The organism is Paraburkholderia sp. 31.1 (assembly GCF_014397645.1).
Lineage (GTDB): Bacteria > Pseudomonadota > Gammaproteobacteria > Burkholderiales > Burkholderiaceae > Paraburkholderia > Paraburkholderia tuberum.
In genome coordinates this window covers 129,991-142,246 of the sequence record NZ_VZQN01000008.1, presented here as the reverse complement: position 1 = coordinate 142,246, position 12,256 = coordinate 129,991, and the positions used below count along the sequence as shown (strand labels likewise).

Sequence of the window (12,256 nt, the reverse complement as noted above, 5' to 3'; positions counted from 1 at the left end):
GGGCCCGCCATGCGGCACAATACGCAAAAATACATAAGTACTTGCCTCCCGCCCATGCCCGCCCTGGATTACCGCACTGCGTTTCACCTCGCGCCGATCGGACTCGTGCTGTCCCGCGAGCGGACCATCGAAGACTGCAACGACGAGCTAGCGTCGATATTCGGCTACGCGCGCGACGCGCTGATCGGTCAGTCGTTCCAGGTGTTGTATCCATCGGCGGACGAGTTCGAGCGGATCGGCGCGCGCATTCCGCCGATCATGACCGCGCAAGGCAGCTACGCGGACGACCGGATCATGAAGCGCGCGAACGGCGAGCTGTTCTGGTGTCACGTGACGGGCCGCGCGCAGCAGCGCACCGACCCGCACGCGGCGGGTGTCTGGACCTTCGAGGATTTGAGCGCAACCCGGCGGGTCGCGGTGGAGCTGACGCCACGCGAGCGCGAAATCGCCGCGCAACTGGTGACGGGCAAGACCAGCAAGCAGATCGGCCGCGTGCTCGACATCAGCCCGCGCACGGTCGACGTCTACCGCGCGCGGCTCATGCGCAAATACGATACGGGCAATGCGACCGAGCTGTTGCAGCGGCTGCTCGGGGATTGAGAGAGGGCGTTTGAAGCGCGCGACAGCGCTGTCAAGCCGCGCGCTCAGGCCGCCTTGACGAGCGCCGCGCTCTCGATGGCCGGGCGCAGTACGTCAGGCACCGGCACCGACTTGCCCGCCGCGTAGTCGATCCACACGCATCGCGCGGCGCCTCGCGCATAGAGCGTATCCGGCTCATCGGCGCGCAGGAGCTCGAAAGCCGTATCGAAGCTGCTGCGCCCCGGTGTCGCCACCGACATCCGGCCGATCACGTCGCCCGGATAGTGCAGTTGCTTCAGAAACTCCATCGACGCATTGACGATCACCGGCCCCTGCCCGTGCGCGCGCTGGCCGACAAAGTCCATGTGCTCGAACCAGGAAATCCGCACCTGCTCCATGTAGCGGAAATAAACCGTGTTGTTGACGTGACCGAAGGCGTCCATGTCGCCCCAGCGGATCGGCATCGTCATTTCGAAAACTGCGTGAAAATCGCTCATTCTGTACTTCCGTTCTTCCTTTTTCTGCCTGACTTTTGAAACTTTGGACGACCCGCTCACGCGAGTCCGAAGCCGTCGTCGGCGACGATCACCGAGCCGTTGATGAACTGCGATTCATCCGCCGCGAGCAGCAGGAGCAGCCCATCGAGATCCTCCGGCTTGCCGACCCGATGACGCGGCAGCATCGCCACGAGTTTCTGGCCCTGATCGGTCGACCAGTGGTGATGGTTGATCTCGGTGTCGATATACCCGGGGCAGATCGCGTTCACATTGATGCCATGCTTGCCCCACTCGAGCGCCATCGCCTTCGTCATGTGGACGACCGCGGCCTTGCTCATCGAATACAGGCCGATTTGCGGCAGCACGCGCAAGCCCGCCATCGACGCGATGTTGATGATCCGGTACGACGGCTTCTGCGCGTTGTTGCCGCGCATGATCATGCGCTTGGCGACTTCCTGCGCCACGAAAAACGCGCCGCGCGTATTCGTGTCGAACACGTATTCGAAGTCCGCCGGCGTGACCTCGGACAGCTTCTGCGTGGTCGACACGCCCGAGTTGTTGACGAGGATATCGATGGTGCCGGCCTCGGTCTCCGCATGCGCGACCGCCGACTTGATGCTCTGATAGTCGGTCACGTCGAGCGATACGACGTGCGCGGCGCCGCCGGACGCCTCGATTTCCGCGCGCAGCTCCTTGAGCCGCTCGGTACGTCGGCTCGCCAGCACGACCTTCGCGCCCGCCTGCGACAGCACCTGCGCGAAGCGCTTGCCCAGCCCGCTCGAGGCGCCCGTAATCAGCGCGACCTTGCCTTCCAGATTGATCGAACGGCCCATTGTCTTTCCTTGTTCGGTTGTGGTGACAACTGCGGTTGACGGGTTCGGTAGGACCCGACTAAGGGTCTATACCGTATCATGAAATAGTACGGTCGTGCTAATCTGCGGATTTCGGGTTGCGGCGCGGGAATCGATCGCCCACAATACGAACCCGAAAAAAGCATTCTAACGGTAAGAGGAGCATCAATGACCCCCGCAAGTCTCATTGAGCAGTACGGCCCGCGCGAGTCGATGGAGTATGACGTCGTCATCGTCGGCGGCGGCCCTGCGGGCCTGTCGGCGGCCATTCGCCTGAAGCAGCGCGCCGCCGAACGAGGCGCTGACATTGGCGTGTGCGTACTCGAAAAAGGCTCAGAGATCGGGGCCCATATTCTGTCGGGCGCGGTGATGGACCCGCGCGCGCTGACCGAGCTGATCCCGGACTGGAAGGAAAAAGGCGCGCCGCTGACGGTCGACGTGACCGAAGACCGCTTCCTGTTCCTGTCGGCGACGGGCGCGAAGAGCGTGCCGACCTGGGCGCTGCCGGACAATTTCAAGAACCACGGCAACTACGTGATCAGCCTCGCGAACGTGACGCGCTGGCTGGGTCAGCAGGCCGAGGCGCTCGGCGTCGAGATATTCCCGGGCTTTCCGGCGGCCGAAGTGCTGTACAACGACGACGGCTCGGTCAAGGGCGTCGCGACCGGCAACCTCGGCATCGGCAAGGACGGCGAACCGACCGAAAACTTCCAGCTCGGCATGGAGCTGCACGCGAAGTACACGCTGTTCTGCGAAGGCGCGCGCGGCCACCTCGGCCGCCAGCTGAACGAGAAGTTCAAGCTGCGCGATGGCGTCGATCCACAGGTGTACGGCATCGGTATCAAGGAGCTGTGGGAGATCGATCCCGCCAGGCACAAGCCGGGTCTGGTGATGCACACGGCCGGCTGGCCGCTCGAAAACGACACGTACGGCGGCTCGTTCCTCTACCACATGGACAACAACCAGGTCGTGGTCGGCTTCGTGGTCGGCCTCGGCTATTCGAATCCGTATCTGTCGCCGTTCGAGGAATTCCAGCGCTACAAGACGCATCCGGCGATCCGCGCGATTCTCGAAGGCGGCAAGCGCGTGTCCTACGGCGCGCGCGCGATCACCGCGGGCGGCCTGATGTCGTTGCCGAAGCTGGTGTTCCCGGGCGGTGCGCTGGTCGGCGACGACGCGGGGTTTCTCAACGCGTCGCGCATCAAGGGTTCGCACGCCGCGATCAAGACCGGCATGCTCGCCGCCGATGCCGCGTTCGACGCCGTGCAGGCCGGCCGTCAGTCGGACGAACTGAGCGCCTACCCGGAAGCGTTCAAGACGTCGTGGCTCTACACCGAGCTGTATCGCGCGCGTAATTTCAAGCAGTGGATGAGCAAGGGTCTCTACCTCGGCACGCTGATGGTCGGTCTCGAGCAGAAGCTGCTCGGCGGCAACGTGCCGTGGACGCTGCATCATCAGCATTCCGATCACGAGATGCTGAAGCCGGCTTCGCAGTGCAAGCCGATCACGTATCCGAAGCCGGACGGCAAGCTGACGTTCGACCGGCTCTCCTCGGTGTTCATCTCGAACACGAATCACGAGGAAAATCAGCCGGCGCACCTGACGCTGAAGGATCCGACCGTGCCGGTCAACGTGAACTGGCAGACCTACGCGGGACCGGAGGCGCGTTATTGCCCGGCCGCAGTGTACGAGTTCGTGAAGAACGACGATGGCAGCGAGCGGCTCGTCATCAATGCGCAGAACTGCGTGCACTGCAAGACCTGCGATATCAAGGACCCGACGCAGAATATCGTGTGGGTCACGCCGGAAGGCGGTGGCGGTCCGAACTATCCGAATATGTGATGGATGTGCCGTCTGCCTTTGCGGCGCTGCGCGATAACCGGCAGCGTCGCGCAGGCAAATTCCGATAGCGCGCTCGCGCTTTCGTCTGCGCGCATTCTTGCGCGTTTCGTTGGTCCCCCTTCCCTATTCTTTTTTATGGCGGCTCGTTCGCCGCCAATCGCGGGACCGCGTCAGGGTTACGGCGCGCTCGCCGCGATCTTCGGCGTGCTCACGGCCACATCGCCGCATTGCGCGCGATGGCGCAGCGCGTGATCGATCAGCACGAGCGCAAGCATCGACTCGGCGATCGGCGTCGCACGAATGCCGACGCAGGGGTCGTGCCGCCCGAAGGTCTCGACGATCGCGGGGTTCCCCGCCTTGTCGATCGAACGGCGCGGCGTGCGAATGCTCGACGTCGGCTTGATCGCGATCGACACCGTGATGTCCTGCCCCGTCGAAATACCGCCGAGCACGCCGCCCGCGTGATTGCCGACGAAACCTTCCGGCGTCAGCTCGTCGCCATGCACCGAGCCGCGTTGCGCGACGCTCGCGAAGCCCGCGCCGATCTCGACGCCCTTCACCGCGTTGATGCCCATCATCGCGTGCGCGATGTCGGCGTCGAGGCGGTCGAACAGCGGCTCGCCGAGGCCGACCGGCACACCGGAGGCAACCACGTTGATGCGCGCGCCGATTGAATCACCGTCCTTGCGCAGCGCGTCCATATACGCCTCGAGCTGCGGAACGATCTCTGCATTCGGCACGAAAAACGGGTTTTCGCGCACCTGCGCCCAATCGACGAACGGCACGTCGATCTCGCCGAGCGCGGCCATATAGCCGCGAATTTCGGTGCCGAACTTCTTGCGCAGCCACTTCTTCGCGACCGCGCCCGCCGCGACCGCCGGCGCCGTCAGCCGTGCCGACGAGCGGCCGCCACCGCGGTAATCGCGAATGCCGTACTTTTGCCAGTACGTGTAGTCGGCGTGGCCGGGGCGGAACGTTTCCGCGATGTTGCCGTAGTCCTTGCTGCGCTGGTCGGTATTGCGGATCAGCAGCGCAATTGGCGCGCCGGTGGTTTGACCTTCGAACACGCCCGAGAGGATCTCGACCTTGTCTTCTTCCTGGCGCTGCGTCACGTGGCGCGACGTGCCCGGCTTGCGGCGATCGAGTTCGAACTGGATGTCGGCTTCGTTGAGCGCCATGCCCGGCGGGCAGCCGTCGATCACGCAGCCGATAGCGGGGCCGTGCGATTCGCCGAAGGTCGTGACAGTGAAAAGCGTACCGAGCGTGTTGCCGGACATGAGCGTCGTCCAAAGAAATACGGGGAGAACGCTATTATGCCAGCCCGCTCGTCTCTAAGCCGGGCCTGGCGACGGCGATGGCCGATCGGCCAGGGCGCACTCGGCCGAAAGCGGGTGATGGTGGGCGAGCCCGCCATCTCGGCGTCCGCGCACCGGCCCACGGCTACTTGCGGGCGCCGCGCAGCTCGGTCACGATCCGCTGCAGCGCCTCCGGCGTCGCGAGCGCCGGGTCGATCGGCTCGCCGACGGCGAGGCTGAGCCGGCTCATCACACCTTTGCTGATCGGCCGCGGCCAGGTTGCGTCCACCGCGCGCGAAAACACGCTGCCCCACAGCCCGCGCAGCGCCATCGGAATGACGGGCGCCGGCGTCCGCCTGACGATCTCGGCGACGCCGTGGCGAAACGGATTCAGCTCGCCGGTACGCGTCAGCTTCCCTTCGGGAAAGATACAGACGAGTTCGCCGTCCGCGAGCGCCTGCGCGCACAGGTCGTACGCACGCGCGAGCAGCGCCGCGTCCTGATGCGCGGACGCGATCGGAATCGCCTTCGCGTGCCGGAACAGCCAGCCGACGAACGGCGAGCGGAAGATCCGGTGGTCCATCACGAAGCGGATCGGCCGCGGGCTTTCGGCCATGATGACGATCGCATCGACGAAACTGACGTGGTTGCACACGAGCACCGCCGCGCCCTGCTCCGGAATCCGCTCCGCGTGCACGAGCCGGATCCGGTAGAACGTATGCACGAGCAGCCACGCGATGAAGCGCAGCAGGAACTCGGGCACGACCGAATAGATGTAGCCCGCGACGACCACATTCAGAAGCGCGGTGACGAGGAAGATCGCCGGAATACTGAAGCCCGCGGCGGTCAGGCCCATCGCCATCAGCGCCGACACGATCATGAACAGCGAGTTGAGGATGTTGTTCGCGGCGATGATGCGCGCGCGATGGCTCGGCTGACTACGACTCTGGATCAGCGCATACAGCGGCACGCTGTAAAAGCCGCCGAACATCGCGAGCAGGAACAGATCGGCGAGCACGCGCCAATGCGCTAGCCGCGCGAGAAATTCGCCAACGCTGAGCAGATGCCCCGCCGGCGGCAGCGCGTGGCTCGCGAAAAAAAGATCGATCGCGAACACGCTCATGCCGATCGAGCCGAGCGGCACGAGGCCGACTTCGATCCGCCGCTTCGAGAGCCGTTCGCACAACAGCGAGCCGATGCCGATGCCGATCGAAAACGTGGCGAGCAGCACGGTCACGACGTCGGGATCGGCGGACAGCACGTCCTTCGCGAAGTTGAAGAACGACGCGAGGAACGTCGCGCCGACGAACCACAGCCACGAAATGCCGAGCAGACCAAGAAACACCGTGCGGTTTTCGTGCGCGAGCTTCAGATTGCGCCACGTTTCGCTGACCGGGTTCCAGTTGATGCGCAACCCGGGCTGCGGCGCGGGCGTAGCCGGCACGAAGCCCGACACGGCGCGCCCGATCAGCGCGATCGCGATACACGCGCAAGCGAGCACCGCCGCGCCATGCTCGGCGAACCCCGCGCCCGCGCCGCCGACGATCGTGCCGATCAGGATCGCGACGAAGGTGCCCATCTCGACCATGCCATTGCCGCCGACCAGCTCCGCCTGCGACAGATGCTGCGGCAGATACGAGTACTTGACCGGCCCGAATACCGTCGAATGCACGCCCATCAGGAACGTGCACAGGTACAGCAACGCCGCGCCATGCAGCCAGAACCCCGCGCCGCCGACCAGCATCACCGCGATCTCGAAAGTCTTGACGAGGCGCGTGAGCAACGCTTTGTCGTACTTGTCCGCGATCTGGCCGGAAGTGGCCGAAAACAGCACGAAAGGCAGAATGAAAATCGCGGAGATCAGGAACGCCGCGGTTTTCGGGTCGACGCCCGAAAACCGCGCCGCCTGATACGTGACGAGCGACGTGAAGCCGATCTTGAACACGTTGTCGTTCATCGCGCCGAGAAACTGTGTCCAGAAGAACGGCGCGAAGCGGCGCTGGCCGAGCAGGCGGAACTGGGATTCGTGCGCTTCGTGCGCGCGAGCGGCGCGGCGGGCAGCGGGCAACGGACGATCGTTCATGAAGTCAGGAGAACGGCGCGGAAAAATGGCGATGACGCGGGCGGCACGGCCGGCAAGCGGATCGCCGCGACTCGCGCACGCGGCTCCCGCAATCCGTCCGCACCAGCTCCAGACACAAAAAAAGCGCCCGCTTGCGCGCGCGCCCTGTCGGCGGATTCGCGCTCGCGGCGACGGCCGGAGCGCGACCTTCGAGCCACGCGCATCAACGCGCCGGCTGCTGGTCCTGTCCTTCCTGCTCTTCCGGCCAGTCGCGGATATAGGCCTTCAGCATGCGGTTCTCGAACCCCTGCTCCTCGACCACCGCCTTCGCGACGTCGTAAAACGAGATGACGCCCATCAGCGTGCGGCTTTCCATGACGGGCAGATAGCGCACGTGATGCTCGAGCATCATGCGGCGCACTTCGTTGACGTCGGTTTCGGGCGTGCAGGTGAGCGGATGGTCGTCCATCACCTTGCGGATCGTCGAGGTGCCGACGCTGCCGCCGTTCTCGCTCAAGGTCAGAATGATTTCGCGAAACGTCAGCATGCCGACGAGGTCGCCGTACTCCATCACGACGAGCGAGCCGATGTCGTGCTCGGCCATGGTATTGACGGCGTCATGCAGCGTGGTATCCGGCGTGACCGTAAAAAGGGTATTGCCCTTGACTTTAAGAATGTCGCTGACTCGCATGATCTATCTCCTGATACCGCCAATCTTGCAGTGCATGAAATGTTTTTTCGATCCTATCGGAAAGGCCCATAAAAGGAAAGCGGCCCGCCAGCCAAGGCGCGGCGGGCTTCGGAGACTCGAATTCGTCTGACTTCCAGATTGCGAGCATGCCCCGCTCCCGGCACGAGCCGCAGGAACCCGCGGGAAAACCGCGCTTGAAGCGGCGCGCGCCAATGGTAGGATGGCCGCCCACCCCGATCTTTCGCGAGGCCGCTCGCGGCCCGCCGCCCACGATGTCCGCCAACCGTTTCGATACGCTTGCGCTGCACGCCGGCGCAGCCCCCGACCCTGCCACCGGCGCGCGCGCGACGCCGATCTACCAGACCACGTCGTTTTCGTTCCGCGACTCGGATCATGCCGCCGCGCTGTTCAACATGGAGCGCGCCGGCCACGTCTACTCGCGCATCTCGAATCCGACCGTCGCCGTGTTCGAGGAGCGCGTCGCCGCGCTCGAAAACGGCGCCGGCGCGATCGGCACCGCGAGCGGCCAGGCCGCGCTGCATCTGGCGATCGCGACGCTGATGGGCGCGGGTTCGCACATCGTCGCGTCGAGCGCGCTGTACGGCGGCTCGCACAATCTGCTGCATTACACGCTGCGACGCTTCGGTATCGAGACGACCTTCGTCAAGCCCGGCGACCTCGACGCGTGGCGCGCCGCGCTGCGCCCCAACACGCGCCTGCTATTCGGCGAAACGCTCGGCAATCCGGGCCTCGACGTGCTCGACATCGCCGCACTCGCACAGATCGCGCACGCGCACCGCCTGCCGTTGCTGGTCGACTCGACCTTCACGACGCCCTACCTGCTGCGCCCCTTCGAGCACGGCGCCGACCTCGTCTACCACTCGGCGACCAAGTTTCTCGGCGGCCACGGCACGACGATCGGCGGGGTGCTGGTCGACGGCGGCACGTTCGACTTCGAGGCTTCCGGCCGCTTTCCCGAATTCACCGAGCCGTACGACGGTTTCCACGGCATGGTATTCGCCGAGGAAAGCACCGTCGCGCCGTTCCTGCTGCGCGCGCGTCGGGAAGGCTTGCGCGACTTCGGCGCGTGCCTGCATCCGCAGGCCGCGTGGCAGCTGCTGCAAGGCATCGAGACACTGCCGTTGCGCATGGAGCGTCACGTCGTCAACACACGGCGCGTGGTCGAGTTTCTCGCCGGTCATGCGGCGGTCGAATCGGTCGCCTATCCCGAGTTGCCGACGCATCCCGACCACGCGCTCGCCAGGCGGCTGCTACCGCGCGGCGCGGGCGCCGTGTTCAGCTTCAACCTGCGCGGCGACCGCGCGGCCGGGCGCGCCTTCATCGAAGCGCTCACGCTCTTCTCGCACCTCGCGAACGTCGGCGACGCGCGCTCGCTGGTGATTCACCCGGCATCGACGACGCACTTCCGCATGGATGCCGCCGCGCTCGCCGCGGCCGGTATCACCGAAGGCACGATCCGTCTGTCGATCGGGCTCGAAGATCCGGATGACCTGATCGACGATCTCAAGCGCGCGCTGAAGGCCGCGCAAAAAACCGCGCAACCGGCGAGCGGCGGTCGTACCGCAACGCCGAGCAGCGCCTCGCAACAGACCGCCACTGCCGCGCCCGCCGCCACGAGCACCCCCGCCCGCCCGGAGTCCGCATGATCGTCACCGTTCAAGGCAAACCGGCCTACGCCTACAACGGCGGCAAACCCTTCGACGCGAGCCTGCCAACCGCCGTGTTCATCCACGGTGCCGAGCACGATCACAGCGTGTGGGCGCTGCAAAGCCGCTACTTCGCGCATCACGGCTTCGGCGTGCTCGCGGTCGATCTGCCGGGCCACCGACGCAGCGCCGGCCCCGCGCTCGCCAGCATCGCCGCGCTGGCCGACTGGCTCGCTGCGCTGCTCGACGCCGTGGGCGTCACGCGTGCGTTCGTCGCCGGTCACAGCATGGGCTCGCTGATCGCGCTCGACTTCGCCGGCCGCTATCCGCAGCGCGCAACGCATCTTGCGCTGCTCGCCACCGCGCTGCCGATGACGGTCTCCGACGCGCTGCTCGACGCCGCGCTCAATCGCGAGCCCGAGGCAATCGGCATGGTCAACCAGTGGTCGCATTCGACGCTCGCCGCGAAGCCCTCGTGCCCCGGCCCCGGTTTCTGGCTGCACGGCATGAACCAGCGGCTGATGGAGCACGTGTCCGCCAGCGGCGAGCCGCATCTGTTCCACACCGACTTCACCGCCTGCCATACCTATGCGGACGGCCACGCTCGTGCGGCGCAGGTGCGTTGCGCCACGCGCCTGATCGTTGGCCGGCGCGATGCGATGACGCCGCCGCGCGCGGCGAAAGCACTTGCCGATGCGCTCGCGCAGGCGGGCACGCCAGTCGACACCGTCACGCTCGATGCGGGCCACGCGTTGATGACCGAGCAACCCGACGCGACGCTCGATGCGCTGTACGGCTTCGCTTCGCGGCCGCCGCACGAAGCGCGCTGATGGGGCGCGCGATGGCCGCTCGCCGCGCGCCTCGGTGCTCCGCGGGCGGCCGTCGGGAATGCCGTTGCGAATCGCCACCGAATCACTACCGAACGACCACGATACCCACGCCGAACCCGCCGCGCCATCTGCCGAATGGCCAGGTTGCGCCAGGCAGGCGATCGCCGGAGAATGATTGAAGCTGTCTTTCTCAGCCTCCGGAGGCCGTCATGGCTCATACAGCACATACCGATCACTTCGCGAACTTCGCGGAGTTTTATCCGTACTACCTGAGCGAGCATCGCAATCTCGTGTCGCGGCGGCTGCATTTCGTCGGCTCGCTCGGCGTCATTGGCTGCCTCGCGATGGCGCTCGCCACCGGCGACTGGCTATGGTTGCCGGCGGCCGTGGTGTGCGGCTACGGCTTCGCGTGGGTCGGCCATTTCTTCTTCGAAAAGAACCGGCCTGCCACCTTCCGTCATCCGTTTTACAGCCTGATGGGCGACTGGGTGATGTTCAAGGACGTCTGCGTGGGGAAGATTTCGTTGTAGTTTTATCGGGGCGGCTCGAAGTCTGGCCGCCCTATCACGCTGCCTGGTGCGGCATCGAAGCCGCCGCGCGCTCGCCATCGCCGGGTCGTGCCGCCCGTGCCGCCGCGCGCGAGGCGAGCAACGCGGCGAGCGTCACCTTCAGCTGGTCGTTGTCGAGCGCGGCGAGCAGCATGCCGCCGTCCACGCGTGTGGAGTCGAGTTCGAGCTGATACGTAAGCTCCGCGCGGTCGATCACGAACAGGTCGTACAGCCGCTGCACGGTCACCTGCGCCGGGTTCGCGAGGAGCACGAAGTGCGGGCCGGTATGGTCCTCCTCCAGCCGCGCGATCCACTCGATCTCCTCGAGACGCTGCAACAGCATCAGCGTCGTATCCTTGTCGCGGCGAAGCATCCGGGCAAGCTCGGGCATCGTGTAGCCGCGTCTGCCGCCCTCACGCGCCTCGCACAGCCGCGCGAGCAATTCGAGCGAATCGAACAGATTGCTGCCATCGAACACAGGGCGGTGAAACTGACCGATGCGAATCGCCGGCAACGCCGATGCGATCATCGCGCCGGTCAGCGTGATGAACCAGCACAGGTACATCCACAACAGGAACAGCGGCACCGCGGCGAACGCGCCGTACACCGCCGTATAGGTCGGAATACGGCGCACGTAGTAGCCGAAGCCGCGCTTGGCGAGCTCGAACGCGACCGCGGCGATCACGCCGCCGACCACCGCGTCGCGCCATTCGACACGGCAGTTCGGCAGATAAACGTAAAGGATCGTGAACGCGAGCATCGTGAACGGCAGCGAGGCGCTCGCGAGCGCCCATTCGATCAGCGGTGTGATGCGCTGCGCGGCGCTAAACGACATCGATTGCGTGAACACATACGACGAGATGGACAGGCTCACGCCGATCAGGATCGGACCGAGCGTGATGATCGCCCAGTACACGAGAATGCGCTGCGCGACGGGCCGCGCCTTGCGCACGCGCCAGATCACATTGAACGCGGACTCGACGGTCATCATCGTCATCACCGCGGTGACGAACAGGATGATCATGCCGATCGTGGTCAGCCCTTTGGCCTTCGATGCGAACTGGTTCAGATACTTGAAGATCTGATCGTTCAGTTGCGCGGGCATCAGGTGGTCGGCAAGAAAAAACTGCAGCGACGCCTGGAACGAGCTGAAGATCGGAAACGCGGTGAACAGCGCAAACGCGACGGTGGCGAGCGGCACGAGCGCGAGCATCGTCGTGAACGTCAGGCTGCCCGCGACCTGCGGAATCCGGTCCTCGCCGATGCGTTGCGCCGCGAATTGCGCGAGCCGTTTGAGCGTGTCGAGATCGAAACGCATCCTAACCAACAAACCTGCCTCCTTGCTTGCTGAACCGTCAGACCGGGACTGCGGGAACTCCGCGCGGCGTTTGGCC

At 65.4% G+C, this 12,256-nt stretch carries 11 protein-coding genes; 5 read left to right on the top strand and 6 right to left on the bottom strand.

All coding sequences use genetic code 11. The annotated features are described in order from the left end of the window. The first annotated feature begins 54 nt into the window (after positions 1 to 54). Positions 55 to 600: a LuxR C-terminal-related transcriptional regulator gene (locus F6X37_RS07880; protein WP_018421157.1), complete on the top strand. Its 546-nt coding sequence runs from the start codon at positions 55 to 57 to the stop codon at positions 598 to 600. A 44-nt stretch (positions 601 to 644) separates the two neighbouring features. On the opposite strand, the gene F6X37_RS07875 is transcribed toward F6X37_RS07880, so the two are convergent. Next, positions 645 to 1,076 (bottom strand): acyl-CoA thioesterase, encoded by a 432-nt coding sequence (locus F6X37_RS07875; RefSeq protein WP_187610893.1) that lies wholly within the window; start codon positions 1,074 to 1,076, stop codon positions 645 to 647. Positions 1,077 to 1,132: 56 nt separating this feature from the next. After that, the gene (locus tag F6X37_RS07870; RefSeq protein ID WP_018421159.1) at positions 1,133 to 1,909 is read right to left on the bottom strand and encodes an SDR family oxidoreductase; all 777 of its coding nucleotides are present in this window, start codon (positions 1,907 to 1,909) and stop codon (positions 1,133 to 1,135) included. 186 nt (positions 1,910 to 2,095) lie between these two features. On the opposite strand from F6X37_RS07870, the gene F6X37_RS07865 reads away from it, so the two are divergent. Beyond that, a complete protein-coding gene (locus tag F6X37_RS07865; RefSeq protein ID WP_184063676.1) occupies positions 2,096 to 3,769 on the top strand; it encodes an electron transfer flavoprotein-ubiquinone oxidoreductase in 1,674 nt (557 codons plus the stop codon). 176 nt (positions 3,770 to 3,945) lie between these two features. Here the strand turns inward: F6X37_RS07865 and aroC are convergent, their stop codons facing one another. The 3 genes from aroC to F6X37_RS07850 all read right to left on the bottom strand — a co-directional run bounded on the left by aroC (position 3,946) and on the right by F6X37_RS07850 (position 7,817). Beyond that, positions 3,946 to 5,046, bottom strand: a complete 1,101-nt coding sequence (gene aroC / locus F6X37_RS07860) for a chorismate synthase (protein ID WP_187610892.1) — start codon at positions 5,044 to 5,046, stop codon at positions 3,946 to 3,948. 163 nt (positions 5,047 to 5,209) lie between these two features. Further along, positions 5,210 to 7,147: an MFS transporter gene (locus F6X37_RS07855; RefSeq protein ID WP_187610891.1), complete on the bottom strand. Its 1,938-nt coding sequence runs from the start codon at positions 7,145 to 7,147 to the stop codon at positions 5,210 to 5,212. A 202-nt stretch (positions 7,148 to 7,349) separates the two neighbouring features. Then, entirely contained in the window at positions 7,350 to 7,817 is a 468-nt protein-coding gene (locus F6X37_RS07850; protein ID WP_018421164.1) for a CBS domain-containing protein, read from the bottom strand. A gap of 272 nt (positions 7,818 to 8,089) precedes the next feature. Here F6X37_RS07850 and F6X37_RS07845 point away from each other — a divergent pair, with 272 nt between their 5' ends. The 3 genes from F6X37_RS07845 (at position 8,090) to F6X37_RS07835 (ending at position 10,844) form a co-directional block, all read left to right on the top strand. Continuing rightward, positions 8,090 to 9,484 (top strand): O-acetylhomoserine aminocarboxypropyltransferase, encoded by a 1,395-nt coding sequence (locus F6X37_RS07845; protein ID WP_187610890.1) that lies wholly within the window; start codon positions 8,090 to 8,092, stop codon positions 9,482 to 9,484. Further along, positions 9,481 to 10,314 carry an alpha/beta fold hydrolase gene (locus F6X37_RS07840; RefSeq protein ID WP_187610889.1) on the top strand — a complete coding sequence of 278 codons (834 nt, stop codon included), beginning with the start codon at positions 9,481 to 9,483 and terminating at the stop codon, positions 10,312 to 10,314. Before F6X37_RS07845 ends, F6X37_RS07840 begins: the two co-directional genes overlap by 4 nt. A gap of 209 nt (positions 10,315 to 10,523) precedes the next feature. After that, complete coding sequence (locus F6X37_RS07835) at positions 10,524 to 10,844, top strand: Mpo1-like protein (RefSeq protein ID WP_187610888.1); 321 nt, start codon at positions 10,524 to 10,526, stop codon at positions 10,842 to 10,844. A 34-nt stretch (positions 10,845 to 10,878) separates the two neighbouring features. Here the strand turns inward: F6X37_RS07835 and F6X37_RS07830 are convergent, their stop codons facing one another. Beyond that, positions 10,879 to 12,192 (bottom strand): YihY family inner membrane protein, encoded by a 1,314-nt coding sequence (locus F6X37_RS07830; protein WP_262419834.1) that lies wholly within the window; start codon positions 12,190 to 12,192, stop codon positions 10,879 to 10,881. Between the last annotated feature and the right edge of the window lie 64 nt (positions 12,193 to 12,256).